Annotated in this window: 19 protein-coding genes and 1 riboswitch; of the genes, 4 read left to right on the top strand and 15 right to left on the bottom strand. The window is 74.5% G+C overall.

Features of this window, described 5'->3' with window-relative positions; translation table 11 throughout:
• Positions 1-7 precede the first annotated feature (7 nt).
• The 3 genes from ACUW6W_RS07665 to ACUW6W_RS07655 are packed head-to-tail and all read right to left on the bottom strand — an operon-like array spanning position 8 to position 3,155.
• On the bottom strand, positions 8-643 hold the full coding sequence (locus ACUW6W_RS07665) for a cation transporter (RefSeq protein ID WP_041103529.1): 636 nt from the start codon (positions 641-643) through the stop codon (positions 8-10).
• A complete protein-coding gene (locus tag ACUW6W_RS07660; protein ID WP_036317592.1) occupies positions 640-1,776 on the bottom strand; it encodes a GNAT family N-acetyltransferase in 1,137 nt (378 codons plus the stop codon). Before ACUW6W_RS07660 ends, ACUW6W_RS07665 begins: the two co-directional genes overlap by 4 nt.
• Positions 1,773-3,155 (bottom strand): glycine--tRNA ligase, encoded by a 1,383-nt coding sequence (locus ACUW6W_RS07655; RefSeq protein WP_044659691.1) that lies wholly within the window; start codon positions 3,153-3,155, stop codon positions 1,773-1,775. The genes ACUW6W_RS07660 and ACUW6W_RS07655 overlap by 4 nt, the downstream gene beginning before the upstream one ends.
• Before the next feature lie 141 nt (positions 3,156-3,296).
• Here ACUW6W_RS07655 and ACUW6W_RS07650 point away from each other — a divergent pair, with 141 nt between their 5' ends.
• Complete coding sequence (locus tag ACUW6W_RS07650; RefSeq protein WP_036317588.1) at positions 3,297-3,539, top strand: RNA-binding S4 domain-containing protein; 243 nt, start codon at positions 3,297-3,299, stop codon at positions 3,537-3,539.
• 52 nt (positions 3,540-3,591) lie between these two features.
• Here ACUW6W_RS07650 and ACUW6W_RS07645 read toward each other — a convergent pair whose 3' ends face one another.
• Complete coding sequence (locus ACUW6W_RS07645; protein ID WP_134377310.1) at positions 3,592-4,284, bottom strand: alpha/beta hydrolase; 693 nt, start codon at positions 4,282-4,284, stop codon at positions 3,592-3,594.
• 80 nt (positions 4,285-4,364) lie between these two features.
• On the opposite strand from ACUW6W_RS07645, the gene ACUW6W_RS07640 reads away from it, so the two are divergent.
• The gene (locus tag ACUW6W_RS07640) at positions 4,365-5,258 is read left to right on the top strand and encodes an SGNH/GDSL hydrolase family protein (RefSeq protein WP_357012605.1); all 894 of its coding nucleotides are present in this window, start codon (positions 4,365-4,367) and stop codon (positions 5,256-5,258) included.
• 75 nt (positions 5,259-5,333) lie between these two features.
• Here the strand turns inward: ACUW6W_RS07640 and metX are convergent, their stop codons facing one another.
• Both metX and ACUW6W_RS07630 read right to left on the bottom strand, forming a co-directional pair.
• Positions 5,334-6,464: a homoserine O-acetyltransferase MetX gene (gene metX / locus ACUW6W_RS07635; protein ID WP_136940098.1), complete on the bottom strand. Its 1,131-nt coding sequence runs from the start codon at positions 6,462-6,464 to the stop codon at positions 5,334-5,336.
• Positions 6,461-7,828, bottom strand: a complete 1,368-nt coding sequence (locus ACUW6W_RS07630) for a bifunctional o-acetylhomoserine/o-acetylserine sulfhydrylase (protein ID WP_115165257.1) — start codon at positions 7,826-7,828, stop codon at positions 6,461-6,463. The genes metX and ACUW6W_RS07630 overlap by 4 nt, the downstream gene beginning before the upstream one ends.
• 130 nt (positions 7,829-7,958) lie before the next feature.
• Positions 7,959-8,074, bottom strand: a riboswitch (SAM riboswitch).
• Between the two features lie 177 nt (positions 8,075-8,251).
• Between ACUW6W_RS07630 and ACUW6W_RS07625 the strand changes: the two genes are divergently transcribed.
• Positions 8,252-8,887: a VOC family protein gene (locus ACUW6W_RS07625; RefSeq protein WP_078025700.1), complete on the top strand. Its 636-nt coding sequence runs from the start codon at positions 8,252-8,254 to the stop codon at positions 8,885-8,887.
• 18 nt (positions 8,888-8,905) lie between these two features.
• On the opposite strand, the gene ACUW6W_RS07620 is transcribed toward ACUW6W_RS07625, so the two are convergent.
• Positions 8,906-9,802, bottom strand: a complete 897-nt coding sequence (locus tag ACUW6W_RS07620) for a CPBP family intramembrane glutamic endopeptidase (protein WP_454180096.1) — start codon at positions 9,800-9,802, stop codon at positions 8,906-8,908.
• A gap of 140 nt (positions 9,803-9,942) precedes the next feature.
• Here ACUW6W_RS07620 and ACUW6W_RS07615 point away from each other — a divergent pair, with 140 nt between their 5' ends.
• Positions 9,943-11,019, top strand: a complete 1,077-nt coding sequence (locus ACUW6W_RS07615) for a phosphotransferase (RefSeq protein WP_122054117.1) — start codon at positions 9,943-9,945, stop codon at positions 11,017-11,019.
• A gap of 15 nt (positions 11,020-11,034) precedes the next feature.
• On the opposite strand, the gene gatB is transcribed toward ACUW6W_RS07615, so the two are convergent.
• From gatB to ACUW6W_RS07575, 8 genes are all read right to left on the bottom strand, one after another.
• Positions 11,035-12,540, bottom strand: a complete 1,506-nt coding sequence (gatB, locus tag ACUW6W_RS07610; RefSeq protein WP_454180095.1) for an Asp-tRNA(Asn)/Glu-tRNA(Gln) amidotransferase subunit GatB — start codon at positions 12,538-12,540, stop codon at positions 11,035-11,037.
• Entirely contained in the window at positions 12,537-14,153 is a 1,617-nt protein-coding gene (gatA, locus tag ACUW6W_RS07605) for an Asp-tRNA(Asn)/Glu-tRNA(Gln) amidotransferase subunit GatA (RefSeq protein ID WP_454180094.1), read from the bottom strand. The genes gatB and gatA overlap by 4 nt, the downstream gene beginning before the upstream one ends.
• Before the next feature lie 8 nt (positions 14,154-14,161).
• Entirely contained in the window at positions 14,162-14,458 is a 297-nt protein-coding gene (gene gatC, locus ACUW6W_RS07600) for an Asp-tRNA(Asn)/Glu-tRNA(Gln) amidotransferase subunit GatC (RefSeq protein WP_049146890.1), read from the bottom strand.
• A 204-nt stretch (positions 14,459-14,662) separates the two neighbouring features.
• Positions 14,663-15,187, bottom strand: a complete 525-nt coding sequence (locus ACUW6W_RS07595; protein ID WP_036317337.1) for a GNAT family N-acetyltransferase — start codon at positions 15,185-15,187, stop codon at positions 14,663-14,665.
• The gene (locus tag ACUW6W_RS07590; RefSeq protein WP_454180093.1) at positions 15,184-15,666 is read right to left on the bottom strand and encodes a hypothetical protein; all 483 of its coding nucleotides are present in this window, start codon (positions 15,664-15,666) and stop codon (positions 15,184-15,186) included. The genes ACUW6W_RS07595 and ACUW6W_RS07590 overlap by 4 nt, the downstream gene beginning before the upstream one ends.
• Positions 15,663-16,580: an inositol monophosphatase family protein gene (locus ACUW6W_RS07585; RefSeq protein WP_454180092.1), complete on the bottom strand. Its 918-nt coding sequence runs from the start codon at positions 16,578-16,580 to the stop codon at positions 15,663-15,665. The genes ACUW6W_RS07590 and ACUW6W_RS07585 overlap by 4 nt, the downstream gene beginning before the upstream one ends.
• Positions 16,577-18,970, bottom strand: a complete 2,394-nt coding sequence (gene ligA / locus ACUW6W_RS07580) for an NAD-dependent DNA ligase LigA (RefSeq protein ID WP_078025707.1) — start codon at positions 18,968-18,970, stop codon at positions 16,577-16,579. Before ligA ends, ACUW6W_RS07585 begins: the two co-directional genes overlap by 4 nt.
• Positions 18,971-19,010: 40 nt before the next feature.
• Positions 19,011-19,769, bottom strand: coding sequence for a PP2C family protein-serine/threonine phosphatase (locus tag ACUW6W_RS07575; protein ID WP_020625514.1), 759 nt, complete (start codon positions 19,767-19,769; stop codon positions 19,011-19,013).
• Positions 19,770-19,771: the final 2 nt, after the last annotated feature.

The raw sequence follows: 19,771 nt of genomic DNA, 5'->3' as shown, positions 1-19,771 counted from the left end.
GAACCGCTCAGTCGTCGTCGACCTCGCCGGCGAGGGCCTGGGCCGCCAGGTGCTCCTCGGTCGCGGCCTCCCAGATCTCCTTGGCGGCGGAGCCGTTGAGCAGCACGAGAAGCACGCCCACGATGATGTCCGCCCAGCCCGACGCCGTCAGCACCGTGATCCCGGACAGGGCGATCAGCACGACGCCGGCCACGAGGTCGTTGCGCGCCGCGAGCCAGGCCGCCCGGGTGAGGGAGCCGCCGTCGACGCGGACGCGGGCCAGCAGGACCACGCACACGATGTTCACGAGGAGCGAGCCGACGGCCGCCCCCAGCAGCACGCCCGCGGCCGGCGGCTCGGGGTCGCCGATCTTCGTGGCCGCCATGACGAGCGCCGCCACGGCCGGCAGCACGATGATCCCGGCCATGACCTTGCCGATGACCGCCTGCCGGGCCGCCGTCCACCCGAGCGCCACGAAGATCAGCAGGTTGACGGCGAAGTCCTCGAAGAAGTCGACGGAGTCCGCCACGAGGGCCACCGAGCCGATCCCCACCGCCAGGATGATCTCGACCACCAGGTAGGCGCCGTTGAGCAGGGCCACCGCCAGGACGGTGCCCCGCAGGGTGCGGGTGCGCCGGCGGTCCGCTACGGCCGCCCGGTTCACGCGCCCGGCGCGTCGTCCACGAACACGTACGTGTCCACCAGCGTCCGCGCCGCGTTGCCGCCGATGAGCCCGTCCACGATCCGCTCCAGCGGGGCCATCGCCTCGTCCACCTCGATCTGCACGGGGTACTGGGCCACGAGCAGGGCGAGCAGGTCGGCCACGGCCTGCAGCGCGTCCTCCTCCCCCAGCTCCGGATCCCAGCCCACGAGCACATCGGCCGGCGCGTCCTGGCGCTCCGGGGTGTAGGACACCGCGAACGCGCGGATGCGCCCGCCCTCGGCCTTCGGCGCGTCGCGGAGCACGACGGCGCCCGCGGCCCCGGTGGCCGGGCCCAGCAGCAGCTGCTGGGCGGCCCCGACGCTCAGGGTCGACGGGTCCCACGCGTGCACGGCGTCATAGAACGCGGCGACCGCCTGCGTCAGCTCGACGGAGCCGGTCGAGGCCTCCTCGAGGACCACGCCGTCCGGGTGCTCCTCCCCGCGCACATCCGGCAGGCCGATGGCCCCCGGGGCGATCGCGACGCGGCGGGAGCGCTGCACGGGGGTGAAGCCCTGGGCCACGAGGAACGCCTCGGTGCCGGCGGCCAGTGCGGCGGTCTGGGACCGCACGGCCTCCGTGTCCACGGGCGGGCGGCCCGTCGCACCGTCGGCCTCGGTCTGCGGGTCGGCGCCGGCCACTCCGGGCACCAGGGCGTCCTTGGCGAACCGAGCCTTCAGAGCCGTCGTCGGGATGGCGCCGGCGGCGTGCGCCTCCGCGGCGAGCCCCCGCAGGGCCGCCACGAGCGCCCGGCCGATGCCCCGGCGCCGCTCGGCAGCCGCGGTCTCGACGTACAGCCACAGCCGCCGCGGGTGCACGGACGAGGCATAGACGACGCCGGCCGCCACCGGCACCCCGGCGGCCTCGGCCACGAGCGCGCGGCGCCAGGGCCGTTCCGCGTCCTCGGCGAGCATCGCCCGGTCCTGGTGCTGCTGCGCGTTGGCCGGGTCACCCCACACCTCGAGCAGGGCCAGGTCGTCCCCGGGCCGCCAGGGACGCAGCACGATCTCCCCGCCGGCGACCGCGGCGGAGTCGAACAGCGCGCCGCCGTCGTCGTGTCCCGCGGCCCCGGCCGCTCCCGTCACGTCCCCGCTCACTTGACCAGGCGCTCCAGCAGGTAGGACTTCACCTGGGACAGCGCCACGCGCTCCTGGGCCATGGTGTCCCGCTCGCGGATGGTCACGGCCTGGTCCTCGAGGGTGTCGAAGTCCACGGTGATGCAGAACGGGGTGCCGATCTCGTCCTGGCGGCGGTAGCGACGGCCGATCGCGCCGGAGTCGTCCGTCTCGATGTTCCACAGGCCGCGCAGCTCCGCGGCGAGGGACTGGGTGGCCGGCTGCAGCTCGGGCTTCTTGGACAGCGGGAGCACGGCGGCCTTGACCGGGGCCAGGCGCGGGTCCAGCTTGAGCACGGTGCGCACGTCCACCCCGCCCTTGGCGTTCGGGGCCTCGTCCTCGGCATAGGCGTCCACGAGGAACGCCATCATGGCGCGGGTCAGGCCGAAGGACGGCTCGATCACGTACGGGGTGTAGTGCTCGTTGTTGGCCTGGTCGAAGTACTGCATCTTGGTGCCCGAGTGCTCGGTGTGCCGGCCCAGGTCGTAGTCGGTGCGGTTCGCGATGCCCATCAGCTCGCCCCAGCCGTCGCCGCCGGTGAAGCCGAAGTCGTACTCGAGGTCGATCGTGGCGTCCGAGTAGTGCGCCCGCTCGTCCGCGGGGACGTCGAACTTGCGCAGGTGCGCGGGGTCGATGCCGAGGTCGATGAACCAGTCCCAGCAGTCCTCGACCCAGCGGTCGAAGTGCTGGCCCGCCTCGGCCGGCGGCACGAAGTACTCGATCTCCATCTGCTCGAACTCACGGGTGCGGAAGATGAAGTTGCCCGGGGTGATCTCGTTGCGGAACGCCTTGCCGATCTGGCCGATGCCGAACGGCGGCTTCTTCCGGGCCGCGCCCAGAACGTTGAGGAAGTTCACGAAGATGCCCTGCGCCGTCTCCGGGCGCATGTAGTGCAGGCCCTCCTCGTTGTCCACGGGGCCGAGGTAGGTCTTGACCAGGCCCGAGAACAGCTGCGGTTCGGTCCAGGCGCCCTGGGTGCCGCAGTCCGGGCACACGATCTCGGCCATGCCCTCGGCCGGCCGGCCCTTCTTGGCCTCGAACGCCTCGAGCAGGTGGTCCTGGCGGTGGCGCCTGTGGCACTGGGTGCACTCCACGAGCGGGTCGGTGAAGGTCTCGACGTGGCCGGAGGCCTCCCACACCGCGCGCGGCAGGATGATGGAGGAGTCCAGGCCCACCATGTCCTCACGGGAGCGCACGAAGGTCTTCCACCACTCGGCCTTGATGTTCTCCTTCAGCTCCACACCCAGGGGCCCGTAGTCCCACGCGGAGCGCGAACCGCCGTAGATCTCACCGGCCTGGAACACGAAGCCTCGGCGCTTGGCGAGGTTGATGACGTTGTCCAGCGGGGACTTGGCAGCCATGGGGGCATCACTTCCGTACTCATCGGCGGGGCGGGAGGGGATCACGACGACGACGGCACCCGGCCGCCTCCGACGCGGCGGGCCCGTTCCGGCGCGGCGCGCCGGTCGATCCCGTCCAGCCTACCGGCCATGATGGACACCATGACCGAGACGAACGCACCCGACGCCCAGCCCCTGCCCATCCGTGACGAGTCCATCCGCCTCGGCCAGGCGCTCAAGCTCGCCTCCCTCGTGGAGGACGGGGCCATGGCCCGCGACGTCGTCACCGACGGGCTCGTCACCGTCAACGGCGCGGTGGAGACGCGCCGCGGCGCCCAGCTGCACGACGGGGACGTCGTCGAGTTCGCCGGCGAGGCGTTCGTCGTCCAGGCCGGGCAGGCCTGAGCCGACGCCCCGTCGGGCGGCCGCGGCGCCGTCGTCGAGCGTGTCCGGTGCGTCAGCCGCGGGGCGGCACCATGTGGGCGAGGTACTCCTTCACGTGGCCCAGCTCCTGCTCGTTGATCGCGTGGCCGAGCCCGGCGTAGACGATCTTCATGAGGTCCACGTGGGCGTTCAGCCAGGCATGGGTCTCCTCGACCCGGGGCTCGGAGATGATCGGGTCCTCCTGGCCGCGGCCCCAGAAGACCTTCGGTCGGACGCGGGCGACGTCGTCGTCGCGGGTGAACAGCTCACGCAGCTGCGGCTCCGCGAGCTGCGGGTCCACCACGAAGCCGGACAGCGCCACGGTGCACGCGTAGGCCTCCGGGTCCAGGCGCAGCAGCGACGTGGCCATGGCCATGCCCTGTGAGAAGCCGAGCAGGGAGACGGTGCGGAAGTCCCCGCGCACGGCCTGCACCCAGGCGTGCAGGGCCTTGACGGCCTCGCGGACCGGCTCGGCGGTGGAGCCCAGCTCCCCCGTGACCGGGTCTTGGGAGAGCGGGAACCAGGCGTGGGAGCCCGGCTGCAGGGGCAGGGGCGCGCGCACGGCGGCCACCGTGACGTGCTCGGGCAGGTGCGGGACGAGGCCGAACAGGTCGTCCTCGTTCGCGCCGTAGCCGTGCAGGACGATCAGCAGGTCCTCGGTGCGCTCGCCCTCGGGGCGGGACCAGCGGACGACGGGCTCGACGGCGGGGGTGGGGTTCGCGTTCACGTCCGCCAGCCTAGCGAGCGGCGCGGTCGGCCCCTCCCGGAGGTTGACCCCTCCCGCGCGACGCGGGCAGAATCCTACCCGTGGGTAACCCATCCTCCTCTCAGCCTCCGCACGCCTCCGACGCGACCCCGGTCGACGACCCCGCCGCCCATCCCTGGCGCCGCTACGTCGCCATCGGGGACTCGTTCTCCGAGGGCATCGGCGACCCGGACCCGGACCGTCCCGGCTACCACCGCGGCTGGGCCGACCGCCTGGCCGAGGAGCTCTCCCGCCTGACGCCGCCCGGCGAGGACCTGGCCTACGCCAACCTGGCGGTCCGCGGGAAGCTGCTGGACCAGATCGCCGAGGACCAGGTGGAGCCGGCGCTCGCCCTGCGGCCGGACCTCATCAGCGTGTGTGCGGGCGGCAACGACATCCTGCGCGGCGCGGACCCGGACGAGATCGCGGTCCGGCTGGACGCCGTCGTCGAGCGTCTGGCCTCCGACGGCGCCACCGTGCTGCTGTTCAACGCGACCGACGTGAAGGGCACGCCCGTCATCGGCCGCATCCGCGGCACCGTGGCGATCTACAACGAGAACGTGCGCACCATCGCCCTGCGGCACGACGCGCTGGTGCCGGACATGTGGTCACTCAAGGACCTCGCCCGGCGGGAGATGTGGGCCGAGGACCGCCTGCACTTCTCCGCGCTCGGCCACCACACGATCGCCGCGATGGTGCTGGACACCCTCGGCGTGGAGCACGGCCTCGAGCACCTGCGCCTGGCCCCGCCGGCGCCGCGCGCGTGGCGCGCGGCCCGCGCGTCGGACGCCGCATGGGTGCGCACGCACCTGGCGCCGTGGGTGGTCCGCCGCCTCCGCGGCGTCTCCTCGGGCGACGGCGTCACGGCCAAGCGCCCCGTCCCCGAGCCGCTCTTCGGCGCGCCGATGCCGCAGGGCTCGGACCACACCGAGCCGCTGGACGTCGTCGAGCCCTGAGCCCGGCCGGCGGGGGCCGGGGTCCGTTTCCCGAACGACAGTGCCGCGACACGCCGCCGTTTCCCGAACGAAAGTTCAGAGGGCGAGGGCGCGCTTCAGCGTGTCGGCCACCTGGCCGTATTCGGTGAGGAAGCCGTCGTGGCCGATGGGCGAGGCGATCGTGTGCACCGGCGGCCGCGCGGGCAGCGCCGCCGCGAGCGCCTCGGACTCGGCCGGCAGGTAGAGCCGGTCCGAGTCGACGGCGGCCACGAACGCCCGGCCCCGGTAGTCCGCGAGCGCCGCCGCCACGCCGCCGCGCCCGCGCCCGACGTCGTGGCCCATGAGGGCCTCGGTGACCACGAGGTAGGAGTTCGCGTCGAACCGGTCGGTGAGCTTGGCCGCCTGGTGGTCCAGGTAGGACTCCACGGCGTAGCGCCCGCGCCCGCCCGGCACCCCGACGACGGCGCCGAACGGGTCCTCGACGCCCTGCGGTTCCCGGCCGAACCGCTGGCCGAGCTCGCCCGCCGTGCGGTAGGTGGTGTGGGCGATGCGCCGGGCGATGCCCAGGCCGGCCACGGGGCCGGGGCCGGGGTAGTAGTCGCCGCCCTGGAAGTCCGGGTCGAGGCGGATGGCCGCGGTCTGCGCCTGGCCCCACGCGATCTGGTCGGCGGAGGAGGCCGCGGTGGCGGCCAGCACGCCCACCCCGGCGACGCGCGCGGGGTGGGTCGCAGCCCACTCGAGGGCGCGGGCCCCGCCCATCGATCCGCCGATCACGGCACGCCAGGCGCCGATCCCGAGGTGGTCGGCCAGGCGCCGCTCGGCCTCGACCGCGTCCCGCAGCGTGAGGAACGGGAACCGGGAGCCCCAGGGCCGCCCGTCGGGGGCCGGCGTCGAGGGCCCGGTGGAGCCGTGGCAGCCGCCGATCATGGCGGGGGCGACCACGAACCACCGGTCCGTGTCCACGGCGCGGCCCGGGCCGACGAGGGCGTCCCACCAGCCCGGCGTCGGGTCCTCCTCGTGCGCGGCCACGTGCGCGTCGCCGGTGAGGGCGTGCAGCACGAGCACGGCGTTGGAGCCGTCGGCGGCGAGGGTGCCCCAGGTCTCGTAGGTCAGCTCGACGTCGGGCAGCAGCCCGCCGGTCTCGGTGCGCAGCTCGCCGACCCGCAGACGGTGGCGGCCGCCGCGGGGCAGCGCGGTGCGCGACGGACGCGTGGCGACGGCGGTCATGCCCGCTCCCCCGCGTCGTCGTCGCCGCGGCGAGCGGCGGCCGCGAAGCCGCGCTCGAGGTCGGCGAGGATGTCCTCGATGTCCTCCACGCCGAGCGAGAGCCGCACCAGGCCGGGGGTGACGCCGGCGGCGCGCTGCTCGTCGTCGGTGAGCTGGGAGTGGGTGGTCGAGGCCGGGTGCACCACGAGCGAGCGGACGTCGCCGATGTTGGCCACGTGGTGGTGCAGGGTGAGCCCGTCCACGAACGCGGCCCCGGCCTCTCGGCCGCCCGCGATCTCGAAGGAGACGAACGCGCCCGCGCCCTTCGGCAGGTAGCGCTGGGCCCGCTCGTGCCACGGGCTGGACTCCAGGCCGGCGTAGACCACGCGCTCGACGTCGTCGCGACCCTCCAGCCAGCGCGCCACCGCGGCCGCGTTGGCCACCTGCCGCTCCATGCGCAGGGACAGGGTCTCCAGGCCGAGGTTCACCAGGAACGCGTTGAACGGGGAGATGGCCGAGCCGTAGTCGCGCAGCAGCTGCACGCGCGCCTTGAGGATGAAGGCCAGGTTGGCGCCGAGCGGCGAGCCCACCCCGAGGTCCCGCGCGTAGACGAGGCCGTGGTACGACTCGTCCGGCTCGTTGAAGCCGGGGTACCGCTCGGCGTGCTGCGCGTAGTCGAACGTGCCGGCGTCGACGATCACGCCCGCGATGGCCGCGGCGTGCCCGCCGAGGTACTTCGTGGCGGAGTGGGTGACGACGTCGGCGCCGTGCTCGATGGGCCGCAGCAGGTACGGGGTGGCCAGCGTGTTGTCCACGATCAGCGGCACCCCGGCCTCGTGGGCGGCGTCGGCGACGGCGCGCACGTCCAGGACGTCCCCGCGCGGGTTGCCGAGGGTCTCGCCGAAGAACGCCTTGGTGTTCGGCCGGACGGCGGCGCGCCAGGACTCGAGGTCGTCCGGGTCGGTCACGAACGTCGTCTCGACGCCGACCTTGGCGAGGGTGTGCTTGAACAGGTTCTGCGTGCCGCCGTAGAGGCTGGCCGAGGCGACCACGTGGTCGCCGGCGCCGGCGAGGTTGAGGATCGCGAACGTCGTCGCCGCCTGACCGGAGGCCAGCAGCAGCGCGCCCACACCGCCCTCGAGCGCGGCGATCTTCTCCTCCACCGGGCCCTGCGTCGGGTTGCCGATGCGGGTGTAGAGCGGGTCGAGGTCCTTGAGCGCGAACCGGTCCGCGGCCACCTGGGCGGACGGGAAGTCGTACGAGGTGGTCTGGAAGATCGGCAGGGCGGTCGCACCGAAGGCGTGCTGGCCGACGGCGACGCCCGCGTGGACCTGCGCGGTGGAGAAGCCCCAGGCGTCGGGGGTCGGGGTGGTCTGGTCGGTCATGGCGGACCCTCCTGAGGGGTTCAGGGGCCGGACCCGGCCGCCCCGCCCGCCGGCCGACGTGCCGATCCGGGAACCGGCGTCGTCGAGGTGCCGGAGATGACCCGGCGCCGTCGAGAGGGGCCGTGGGATCGGCCCGCGCTTGCCGGCGTCCGTTGTGGGGCCGGCCTGGTCGTCACCCGGGGCACCCCACCGCGGAAGGAGGGTTGCCGGTCAGCATGCCGGGGCCTGTTGCTGACTCTCGTGACCGTGCCTCCGAGTGTAGCCCGCCGCCCCGCCACGATTTCGTCACGCGTGTCACACGCGGATACGCTCTCCGCACGGGGCGCCCGACCCGTCAAGGGCTCGACGCCCCGCGACTCGCACCAGGTCAACCCCCGGGGCAGCCCGGGAACGGAGAGGAACAGCGCAGTGCACACCTGTCGCATGGACCACGTGTCCTACGCCGCCGGCCCCGAGGGCCTGGACGCCACGGTCGCCCGCATCGCCGAGACGCTGGGCATCGAGCGGATCAAGGGCGGTGTCCACCCCCGCTTCGGCACGCAGAACGCCCTGTTCCCCATGGCGGGCAGGCAGTATCTGGAGGTCGTCGAGGCCCTGGACCACCCGGCCTCCCTCAGCGCGCCGTTCGGCCAGCTCGTGCGCGCCCGCACCGAGCAGGGCGGCGGCTGGATGAGCTGGGCGGTGGCCACCACGGACATCGGCCGGTTCGAGCGCCGCCTCGGCCGTGAGGCCGTCCCCGGCAACCGTCGCTTCCCGGACGGCCGGGAGCTGTCCTGGCGGCAGATCGGCGTCAAGGGAACCCTCGCGGACCCGCAGCTGCCGTTCATCCTGCGCTGGGCCGACGGTCAGGAGGACATGCACCCCTCGCAGGCGGCCGAGCCGCAGGCCACCATCGAGCGCCTGAACATCGCCGGCTCCCCCGAGCGCCTCGCCGAGTGGCTCGGCGACGACGAGGACGGCCAGGTCCAGGACGTGAACATCGAGTACGTCGCGCCCTCCGGCACCCCGGGCATCGTCTCGGTCACCTTCCGCACCCCGAAGGGCGAGGTCACGCTCTGAGCGCGGGGGCGGGGCCGCTCAGCCGAGCAGCCCCGCCCGCGCCAGCAGCGGGTAGCCGACGAACCCGACGGCGTCCAGCAGCGTGTGCGCGATGACCAGCGGCATCACCCGGCGCACCCGCAGGAACACGAGCGCGAACACCACACCCATCAGGGCGTTGCCCACGCCCGGCCCGATCCCCTGGTACAGGTGGTACGCCCCGCGCAGCAGCGCGAGGGCGAGCACGACGACGGCCACGCGGGTCGGCAGGAACAGCCCCTCGGCGCTCGCCCACGACGACGGCACGGCCGGCGCCGGATCGCGTGCCAGGCCCGCGGCGCGCAGCCGCTGCAGATACCCGAGGCGGTCGACGAGCCAGGCGCCCACGATGACCTCCTCCAGCAGTCCGTGCCGCAGCGCGGAGAGCAGCAGGACCGGCACCTGGTACCAGCTCTCCCCGAGCGCCGAGCCGACGATCGCCGTCGTGATCCCCAGGGCCCGGCCGGCGGCGTAGACGCCGAGCGTGCCCAGCCCGATGGCCGCGAACAGGCCCAGGCCCCAGGCCACGTCGCGGCCGGGGCGGCGCAGGTCGAGGCCGAGCACCCGGAACGGGTTCCGGCCGCGCAGGTGCATCAGGTGCAGCACGAGGGCCACCGGCACGAGCGCGAACCCGATGCCGAGCAGCTGATAGGTCAGGTCGAAGGCCCAGCGGTCGGCCAGGGCCGGGTTGAGGACGGTGGTCTGCTCGCCGAGCGGGGCCTGGGTGGCCTTGTCGATGAGCTGGACGATCGCATAGACCGCCGACTTCCCCAGGGAGAGGCCGAGGACGATCGCGATCTCCCACCGCACCGTGCGCGCGGACGGGGCGGGCAGCGCGGGGGCGGGTCGGACGGCCGGGCCGGCCGGGGTGCGGGACGTGCGCGGGGTGGCGGGCATGCCCTCCAGTATCCGCCCGCCCCCTCTCCCCCGGCCGCTTTCGAACGTGAGGGAGGGCCTCTCTCCCGTTCGAAAGTCCCCATTCCCCCGATGTCACGTTCGAAAGTCCGGGAGGGCGGAGGGAGGGTTAGCGTGGTCGTGTGGTCTCCCCGCCTGCCCCCAGCGAGCTCGAGCTGGTCCACCGCGCCCTGCAGCACCTCCGCCCCGGCCTCGACCCCGCCCTCGCCCGCCGGCTCCGCACAGCCGACTGGGCCGCGGCGTCCGTGGAGGAGGGCGGGCAGTTCCACCGCGTGCTGGTGCTCGAGGACGTCGGCGTCCTCCGGATGACGCGGGCCCACGAGGTCGGCGCCGCCCCCGCCGCGCGGTGGGCGCCCGAGCGGGACCCCGCGGCGCACCTGCCCCGGCGTCTGGCCCTCCTCGACGGGCTCGCCGCGGCCCTGGCCGAGCGCCGCGTGCCGTGGACCGTGCCGATCGCCCTCTCGGACCCCGTCCCCGCGGGCCCGGGCGCCGCGGTGCTGCAGCGCTTCCTCCCGGGCGGACCGCACCCGCCGCACGAGGGCGATCCGGCCGTGCTGCGCGGCGTCCTCGACGACCTCGCCGCCGTGGACGTCACCGACCCGCGGATCGCCCCGCACCTCGGCCGCCCGTTCGCGTTCCGCGGCCCGTGGACGCCGGAGCGCGCCCGGCACGTCGCGGCGCTGCCGGGGGCGGTCGCCGCGCGCCTGGGCGCGTGGGAGGGGCACGACGTCGACGCGCGGCTGGGCGCCGAGGCGTGGCCGGACGCGGTGGCTGCCCTCGCGGACGCGGTGACGACGTGGACCGCCGCGCCGCCCGTGCCGCCGTCGCTCGTGCACGGCGACCTGGCCGGGCACAACATGCGCTGGCGCGCCGTGCCCGAGGACGAGGACCCGCGCGCCCCGCTGCGCTGGGCGCTGGCCGGGGTGCTGGACTGGGACCTCGCGTGCGCGTGGGACCCGGCCCTCAACGTCGCCTACCTGGCGCTGTGGCACGGCGAGGAGAAGGTGCCCGACCTGGCCCGGGACGCGGCCGAGGCGCGGCGGGCCCGCGTGTGGCTCGGGGCGATGGCCATGGAGACGCTCGACGACGCGGCGGCCCGGGACGCGATCGTCGGCGGGCTGGCCGCGGGGTCCTGGCGGCGTCTGCTGCGCAAGACCCTGCCCCGCGTGGCGCGGGCCCTCACCGCCCTGGACGGCTGAGGGCCCGCGCGGTCGTCAGGACACGCCCAGGCGCTCCAGGACGATCTCGCGGACGCGGCCGGCGTCGGCCTGCCCGCGGGTGGCCTTCATGACCGGGCCGATCAGGGCGCCGACGGCGGCCATCTTGCCGCCCTTGATCTTCTCGGCCACGTCCGGGTTGGCGGCGATCGCGGCGTCGACGGCCTCCGTGAGCGCGCCGTCGTCGGACACCACGGCCAGGCCCTTCGCCGAGACGACCTCCTTCGGGGCGCCCTCACCGTCGGCCACGAGACCGAGCACCTGCTTGGCGATCTTGTCATTGATCGTCTTCGCGGCGATCAGCTCCTCGATCTCCACCACGTGCGCCGGGGTGATCCCCAGCTCGGCGACGGCGACCTCGCGGACGTTCGCCAGGCGGGCGATCTCGCCCATCCACCACTTGCGGGCGGCCGCCGCGGAGGCGCCGGCCTCCACGGTCGCGACGATCTCGTCCAGGACGCCGGCGTTGACGACGTCGCGGAACTCCTCGTCCGAGAAGCCCCACTCTGCCTTGAGCCGCTTGTTCCGCACGGCCGGCAGCTCGGGCATGGCCGCGCGCACGCGCTCGACCCACGCGGCGTCCACGTGCACGGGCACGAGGTCCGGCTCGGGGAAGTACCGGTAGTCGTCCGCGTCCGACTTCGGGCGGCCCGAGGTGGTGCTGCGGGTGTCCTCGTGCCAGTGGCGGGTCTCCTGCGTCACGGTGCCGCCCGCGGCGAGCACCGCGGCCTGGCGCTGGATCTCGTGGGTGACCGCGTGCTGCACGGCGCGCGTGGAGTTCACGTTCTTCGTCTCGGTGCGGGTGCCGAACTCGGTGGCGCCCTTGGGCATCAGCGAGACGTTCGCGTCGCAGCGGACGTTGCCGCGCTCCATCCGCGCGTCGGAGATGTCGATGGCCTGCACGATGTCCCGGATCGCGGTGACGTAGGCGCGGGCCAGCTCGGGGGCCCGCGCACCGGCGCCGACGATCGGCTTGGTGACGATCTCGATGAGCGGCACGCCCGCACGGTTGTAGTCGACGAGGGACGCGGAGGCGCCCTGGATCCGCCCGGAGCCGCCCACGTGGGTGAGCTTGCCGGCGTCGTCCTCGAGGTGCGCGCGCTCGATCTCCACGCGGAAGACCTCACCGTCCTCCAACTCGACGTCCAGGTGGCCGTCGAAGACGATCGGCTCGTCGTACTGGGAGGTCTGGAAGTTCTTCGGCGTGTCCGGGTAGAAGTAGTTCTTCCGCGCGAACCGGCAGGTCTCGGCGACCTGCGCGTCCAGGGCCACGCCCAGGCGGATCGCGTACTCCACGACCTTGCGGTTGAGCACCGGCAGGGTGCCCGGCAGGCCGAGGTCGAGCGGGGTCACGTTCGTGTTCGGCTCGTCGCCGAACGCGTTGGGCGCCGAGGAGAAGATCTTCGTGGCGGTGTTCAGCTCCACGTGCACCTCGAAGCCCAGCACGGGGTCGAAGCGCTCCATCGCCTCCGCGAAGTCCATGGTCTGCTCTGCGTGGCTCATGCCCGGCCTCCTGCCGTGGTCGCGGTGGTGGCGCGCTGCGCGCCCTTCTCCAGCTCGGGGGCCTCGGCCCACACCGGCCCGCCCCGGCGCTGGGCCACGAGGCGTTCGAGCGCGGCGCCGGCCTCGTACAGGCGCGCGTCCTCGCGCGCCGGTGCCATCAGCTGCAGGCCGTAGGGCAGCCCGTCGACGACGCCACCCGGCACGGACATGCCCGGGATGCCGGCGAGGTTGGCCGGGATGGTTGCGAGGTCGTTGACGTACATGGTCATCGGGTCGTCCGTCTTCGCGCCCAGCTCGAACGCCGGGGTCGGCGCGGTGGGCGTGAGGATGACGTCCACCTGCTCGAAGGCGCGGGCGAAGTCCTCCTGCACGAGCGTGCGGACCTTCTGCGCGGAGCCGTAGTAGGCGTCGTAGTAGCCGGCGGACAGCGCATAGGTGCCCAGGATGATGCGCCGCTTGACCTCGGCGCCGAACCCGGCGGCGCGGGTGGCGCCCATGACCTGCTCGATCGTGCCGCCGCCGTCGGGCACCACGCGGTGGCCGTAGCGGACGCCGTCGAAGCGGGCCAGGTTGGAGGAGGCCTCCGAGGGCATGATCAGGTAGTACGCCCCGAGGGCGGCGTCGAAGCTGGGGCAGGAGACCTCCACGATCTCCGCGCCGGCCTCACGCAGGGCCGCGACGTGCTCGTCGAAGCCGGCCCGGATGCCCGGGTGGAACGCGTCCGCCGGCAGGTCCGTCACGACGCCGACGCGCAGCCCCGCCAGGTCACGGCCGCGGGCCGCGGCGGTCAGGTCCGCCGGCGCGTCGGCCAGGGACGTGGAGTCCTGCGGGTCGTGGCCGCCGATGACCTGCTGCAGCGCCGCGGCGTCGGCCACGGTGCGGGCGGCGGGGCCGATCTGGTCCAGCGAGGAGGCCATGGCGATCAGGCCGTACCGGGACACGGCGCCGTAGGTGGGCTTCACGCCGACCGTGCCGGTGAACGCGGCGGGCTCACGGACGGATCCGCCCGTGTCCGAGCCGAGGGCGAAGGGGGCCAGGAAGGCGGCGACGGCGGCCGCCGACCCGCCGCCCGAGCCGCCGGGCACGCGGTCCCCGTCCCACGGGTTGCGGGTGATGCCGAACGCGGAGTGCTCGGTGGAGCCGCCCATCGCGAACTCGTCGAGGTTGGTCTTGCCGAGGATCGGCAGGCGGGCCTCGCGGAGGCGGGCCACCACCGTGGCGTCGTACGGGCTGAGCCAGCCCTCGAGCATGCGGGAGGCGGCCGTGGTCGGCTGGCCGCGCGTGACGATGTTGTCCTTCACGGCCACGGGCACGCCGGCCAGCGGGTGCAGGGCGTCGGCCTCGGGGCCGCCGGCGGCGCGGATCGCGTCCACCTCGGCGGCGACGGCGAGGGCCTCGTCCGTGTTCACGTGGAGGTAGGCGCGCACGCCGCGGTCGCCGTCGGCGTCGGCGCGCACGTCGCCGTCGTGGGCCGCGATGCGGTCCAGGTGGGCCTGGACGAGCTCCACGGACGTGGTGGTGCCGGCGCGCAGGCGCTCGGCCATCTGCAGCGCGGTGAGCCGGACGAGCTCGTGGGCGCCGAGGGTCGCGTTCACGTCGAACGTCTCGGTCATGGGGGTGATCACTCTCCGTCCAGGATGGCGGGGACCTTGAACTGGCCGTCCTCGGAGTCCGGCGCCTGGTCGAGGGCCTCCTCCTGCGTGAGCATGCCGGCGGGCACGTCCTCGCGGAACACGTTCTGCAACGCGATGGGGTGGGACGTCGGCGTCACGTCGTCGCCCGCGGCGGCCTGGACCGCGGAGACGTGCTCCAGGATCTTCTCCAGGTCGCCGGACATCGTGTCCAGCTCCTCGTCGGTCATCCGGATGTGGGCCAGGCGAGCCAGATGCTCCACCTGATCCCGGGTGATCTCAGGCATGGATCTCCTCGTGTGACGGGTCGGGGCGGGGTGGACGACGCCGGCGCGGCGGCGGCCACATCGGGGTCGAGTCTAGTGCCGGGGCCTGCCCGGCCACCGCCACCGCTTCGAGGCGGGAAATCCACCCCACCGCGGCGCTCCGGGCCCGCATGACAGGGATTTCCCGCCCCGAGTGGGGTCCCGGTGCCGATGTCCCGCCCGGGGTCAGTCCAGCGCGAGCCGGTAGACGAGGAACGGGCCGGTCTCGTCGGCCGGGTCGAGGTCCGGCACCACGTCCGCGAGGAACCAGTCCCGCTCCGGGACGCGCACGAAGCCGGCGCGCTCGTACATCCGGTGGGCGCCGGTCATGGAGGGCATGGTGGTCAGCACGACGGCGTCCACGCCCTCCTCGGCGCGGGCCCGCGCCACGATCTCGGCCAGCAGGGCGCCGCCCACCCCACGGCGGTGGAACCGCGGGTGCACGGCGAGCATGCGGAACTCGTACTCCCCGTCGCCGGAGGTCTCGGCCAGGGGCGAGCCGGGCGGGGTGAGCACCACGGACCCGGCCACCTCGCCGTCGACCTCGGCCACGAGCACCTCCGCGCGGCCGGCCCGGTCGGCCACGTCCATGAGGGTCTTCACGTAGGCGTCGTCGGGGGCGATGTGGCCGCCGTCGACATAGGACGCCAGGGTGAGCTCGGCGACCGCCTCGTGGTCCTCGGGGCGCAGCGGGCGGACGAGGGCGCTCATGCGTCGCCTCCGGCGTGCTGGCGCAGCGTGTCCTTCAGGCGGGCGCGGGTCGCGTCCGTGGCCACGACGTAGTCGCGCCGACGCAGCCAGGCGGTGGGCACGGCCTGGTGGGGGTGGCCGTCGCGCGCCTCGTGCAGCCCTTCGAGGAACGTCGCGGCCGCCGGCTCCTGCCAGATGTTCACCCAGTAGGCGCGCTCCCGCTCCTGCGCCGTCAGTTCCTTGACCAGCCGCCTCGTGAACGAACAGCCCGGCCGCCAGAACACGACGACGCCGCCGCGCTCGACGTGCGCCTGCGCGCCGGCGAACGGCCGCGAGCGGACCCGGACCGCCCACCGGTACGTGACCGCGTAGCCGGCCAGGACGAGCCCGGCCACGATCATCCCGACCTGCTGCAGGCGCGTCCCCGCGATCATGAACGTCAGGCCGCCGGCCACGAACAGGACCGGGTAGAACCACGGGTCTCCGACGATCCGCCTCATGCCCTCTCCCCCGTCATGGCGGCCAGGGCGGACCCGTCCACGTCGCCGGCCACCATCCAGTCAGGATGTGCCGTGCCGTCCGCCGAGGCGGGCCGCGTCACCGCGACGCCGGCCTCCTCCGCCACCAACGCGCCGGCGGCCCAGTCGTACTCCTGCGTGCCGAACTCGGCGTACGCGTCCAGGGTGCCGTCGGCGACCATGCACAGGTCCAGCGCCGCCGAGCCGATCCGTCGCACGTCCCCGAACGCGGGCAGCAGGGCCGCGAGCGCCCGCACCTGCAGGGCCCGGCGGGCGGGGTCGTAGCCGAAGCCGGTGGCGAGCAGTCGCCCCGAGCGTCCGGGCAGGGGACCGGTGAGCCGCACGGGGGCGGCATCGCGGTCGGGCAGGTCCACGCCCGCCGTCGTCGCGTCCGCGGTGCTGAAGGCGCCCCGGCCCGCGCTCGCGTACCAGGTGCGCCCCAGCGCGGGCGCCGCCACGACGCCGGCCAGCCAGCGTTCGGTGCCCTCGGCCACCCCCAGCAGGTCGGCGGTCTCGGCGTCCACCGGGCCGGTGACGGCCACCGAGGTGCAGAACTGCGGAAGCCCGCGCACGAAGTTCGTGGTGCCATCCAGCGGGTCGATGGACCAGCGGTACCCGGACGGCTCGGCCGGACGGGTGGCGCCGTACTCCTCGCCGGTGATCTCGTCCGAGGGGCGGTAGCCGGCGACGACCTCCCGGACGGCCTGCTCGGCGCGGCGGTCGTAGTCGGTGACCCAGTCGGAGCCGGAGGACTTCGTCTGCGCGCCGATCTCCTCGATGCCCAGCGGGACGGCCGGGTGGTGACCGGTCCAGCGCCGGACCAGGACGTCCGCGCCGGCGCGCGCGGCGGCCTTGGCGACCACGAGCAGGCCCGGGACCGTGGTGCGCGCGCTCATGCCGAGGCCTCCCCCTCTGCGGCGCCGTCGGGGGCGTCGTCCGTGTCCGCCGGGCGCACCGCGTCCGGGCCACCGGCCAGCAGCGCCGTGAACCCGGCCTCGTCCAGCACGGGCACGCCGAGGGACTGCGCCTTGTCCAGCTTGGAGCCGGCGGCCTCGCCGGCCACCAGGAAGTCGGTCTTCTTGGACACGGACCCGGAGGCCCTGCCGCCGCGCACGAGGATCGCCTCCTTCGCGGAGTCGCGGGAGAAGCCCTCGAGCGAGCCGGTGACCACCACGGTCAGGCCCTCGAGCGTGCGCGGGGTCGACTCGTCCTGCTCGTCCTCCATGACCACGCCCGCCGCGGCCCAGCGGTCCACGATCTCCCGGTGCCAGTCCTCGGCGAACCACTCGATGAGCGCGTCCGCGATGATCGGACCGACGCCGTCGATCTCGGCCAACCGGTCCCGGTCGCCGGCCTCGGCCGCCGCGCGCAGCGCCGCCATCGAGCCGAACGCCGTGGCCAGCGAGCGGGCCGCCGTCGGGCCCACGTGCCGGATGGACAGCGCCACGAGGGTGCGCCACAGCGGCTGGGACTTGGCCTTCTCGAGCTCGTCGAACAGGCGGAGCGTGTTGGCCGTGGGCGCGGACGGCTTCTTCGCGGTGCCGGCGGTGAAGAAGTACGGCTTGAGCGTGAACACGCCCGAGGGCACCATGCGGCCGTCCACCTTCGTACGGCCCTCGCGCCACACGCGGACCTCGCCGAGGGAGCGCTGCAGGTCCGTCAGCCCGTCCTCGCCGCGGGGGCCGGTGATCTCCTCCGGCGTGCCGGAGGCGAGGTCGAAGATCTGCGCCTCCGCCGTGATGGGGCCGGGACCCTCGGGGCGCACCTGCCCCTCGTGCTCGGCCGGGTCCTCGCCGGGGCCCTGGACGAGCCAGCGGGCGGCCTCCTCGCCGAGCGCCTCCACGTCGAAGGCGCCGCGGCTGGCCAGGTGCTCGACGCGGCCGGCCAGCTGGGCCGGGCAGGAGCGGGCGTTGGGGCAGCGCAGGTCCACGTCCCCCTCCTTGGCCGGGGCCAGCGGCGTGCCGCACGAGGGGCAGTGCGCGGGCATGACGAACTCGCGCAGCTCCCGGCCCGCCTCGATCGCCTTCTCGCGCAGCGGCAGCACGGGGCCCACGACCTCGGGGATCACGTCCCCGGCCTTGCGCACCACCACGGTGTCCCCGATCAGCACGCCCTTGGCCTTGACCACGTCCTGGTTGTGCAGGGTGGCCAGAGAGACGGTGGACCCGGCCACGGTGACCGGCTCCAACACCGCGAACGGGGTCACCCGACCGGTGCGGCCCACCGAGACCGCGATGTCCCGCAGCAGCGTGTGCACCTCCTCCGGCGGGTACTTGTACGCCGCCGCCCAGCGGGGCACGCGGGAGGTGTGGCCGAGGTAGCGCTGGTCCGCGAACGCGTCCGCCTTCACCACGATGCCGTCGATCTCGTGGATCAGCTCGTGCCGGCGCCGGCCGTACTCCTCGATCACCGCGACGACGGCGGCCAACGCCTCCTCGTCCGCACCCTCCACCACGCGGGTGTAGGGGCTCACGGGCAGGCCCCAGCCCGCGAGCGCGTCGTACACCTCGTGCTGGGACTCCAGTCCGAACGCCTCGACCGAGCCGATGCCGTGCACGAACATGGCCAGCGGGCGCTGCGCGGTGACGGCCGGGTCCTTCTGACGCAGGGCGCCGGCGGCGGCGTTGCGCGGGTTCGCGAACGGCGTCTGACCCTCCTCGGCACGACGCGCGTTGAGCTCGGCGAAGGCGGCGGAGGACATGAACACCTCGCCGCGCACCTCGAACTCGGCGGGCCAGCCCTCGCCGGAGAGCTCGTGCGGGATGTCCCCGATGGTGCGCACGTTGGCGGTGACGTCCTCGCCCGTGACGCCGTCGCCGCGGGTGGCGGCCTGCACGAGCCGCCCGTCCCGGTAGCGCAGGGCGACGGCGAGCCCGTCGATCTTCACCTCCACGAGCCAGCGGGGCGCCACGCCCGGTCGCACCTGCGTCAGGGCCTGCGCCGCGCGGCGGAACCAGACCTCGAGCTCCTCGATGGAGAACAGGTCCTCGAGCGAGTACATGCGGGCCCCGTGCCGGACGGGGGCGAACGCCTCCGAGACCTCGCCGCCGACCTCCTGGGTGGGCGAGTCGTTGGCCACGAGCTCGGGGTGCAGGGCCTCGAGGTCCTCGAGGCGGCGGTACAGCGCGTCGTACTCGGCGTCCGAGATCTCCGGGGCGTCCCGCTGGTAGTAGGCGGTCCGGGCGGCGCGGACCCGCTCCACGAGGTCCTCGTACTCCTCCCGCAGGTCCGCGGCGGGGATGTCCTGCGGATCGGGCTGGGCGGCGGATTCCTTGGGGGTGCTCACCCGGCCCAGCGTAGTCGGCGTCCCGGACGGCGCACCCGGGTCAGGGGATGCGCACGAGCACCGCCGTGATGTTGTCCCGGCCGCCGCGCCACAGGGCGGCGCCGATGAGCTTCTCGAGGGCGTCCTCGAGGGTGTCGGCGTCGTCGATCAGCGCGCGGATCTCCTCGTCCAGCAGCTCGCCGGTCAGGCCGTCGCTGCACAGCAGGACGAGGTCCCCGGAGGCGAGGGGGACCTCGGCCACGTCCACCGTGAGCGCCTCGCGCGAGCCGAGCGCGCGGGTGATGACGTTGCGGCGCGGGTGGACGCGGGCTTCGGCGGGGGTGAGCTCCCCCGCGTCGACGAGCATCTGGACCGCCGAGTGGTCCACCGTGAGCTGCTGGAGCACCGGCGAGCCGACGGGCCGCAGGTACACCCGGGAGTCGCCGACGTTCGCCACGGCCCAGCGGCCGCGCTCCGTGTCCAGGCAGGCCAGGACGGTCAGGGTGGTGCCGGAGCGCCCCAGCCCGGCCTCGACGACGGCGGCGTCCGCCTCGTGGATCAGGTGGCCGAGCTCCTGGGGCGTGTGGGCCGTGCCCGGGGCGAGCACCTCGGGGGCGCGGCGGCGCAGGGTCTCGATCGCGGCGGCCGAGGCCACCTCGCCGGCCTCGTGCCCGCCCATGCCGTCGGCCACGGCGGCGAGCACCAGCGGCTCCCCGACGAGGGTCCACGCGTCCTCGTTCAGGTCGCGGACGGCGCCCACGTGGGTGGCGCCCGCGGCCTGGGGCCGCGGCGCGGACGGGGTCTCGGGGCGGGGGTCCACGG

The sequence above is a fragment of the Micrococcus sp. 093350064-1 genome (genome assembly GCF_053627955.1).
Note: the sequence above shows the minus strand (reverse complement) of the source record. Positions and strands in the feature narration are given on the sequence as shown.

What these genes read in the sequence shown, in the direction of transcription:
- ACUW6W_RS07655 (WP_044659691.1), bottom strand. Translation starts at nt 3,155, where the DNA reads ATGGCTGCCAAGTCCCCGCTGGACAACGTCATCAACCTCGCCAAGCGC.
- ACUW6W_RS07650 (WP_036317588.1), top strand. Translation starts at nt 3,297, where the DNA reads ATGACCGAGACGAACGCACCCGACGCCCAGCCCCTGCCCATCCGTGAC.
- metX (WP_136940098.1), bottom strand. Translation starts at nt 6,464, where the DNA reads ATGACCGCCGTCGCCACGCGTCCGTCGCGCACCGCGCTGCCCCGCGGC.
- ACUW6W_RS07630 (WP_115165257.1), bottom strand. Translation starts at nt 7,828, where the DNA reads ATGACCGACCAGACCACCCCGACCCCCGACGCCTGGGGCTTCTCCACC.
- ACUW6W_RS07625 (WP_078025700.1), top strand. Translation starts at nt 8,252, where the DNA reads ATGGACCACGTGTCCTACGCCGCCGGCCCCGAGGGCCTGGACGCCACG.
- ACUW6W_RS07620 (WP_454180096.1), bottom strand. Translation starts at nt 9,802, where the DNA reads ATGCCCGCCACCCCGCGCACGTCCCGCACCCCGGCCGGCCCGGCCGTC.
- gatB (WP_454180095.1), bottom strand. Translation starts at nt 12,540, where the DNA reads ATGAGCCACGCAGAGCAGACCATGGACTTCGCGGAGGCGATGGAGCGC.
- gatA (WP_454180094.1), bottom strand. Translation starts at nt 14,153, where the DNA reads ATGACCGAGACGTTCGACGTGAACGCGACCCTCGGCGCCCACGAGCTC.
- gatC (WP_049146890.1), bottom strand. Translation starts at nt 14,458, where the DNA reads ATGCCTGAGATCACCCGGGATCAGGTGGAGCATCTGGCTCGCCTGGCC.
- ACUW6W_RS07595 (WP_036317337.1), bottom strand. Translation starts at nt 15,187, where the DNA reads ATGAGCGCCCTCGTCCGCCCGCTGCGCCCCGAGGACCACGAGGCGGTC.
- ACUW6W_RS07590 (WP_454180093.1), bottom strand. Translation starts at nt 15,666, where the DNA reads ATGAGGCGGATCGTCGGAGACCCGTGGTTCTACCCGGTCCTGTTCGTG.
- ACUW6W_RS07585 (WP_454180092.1), bottom strand. Translation starts at nt 16,580, where the DNA reads ATGAGCGCGCGCACCACGGTCCCGGGCCTGCTCGTGGTCGCCAAGGCC.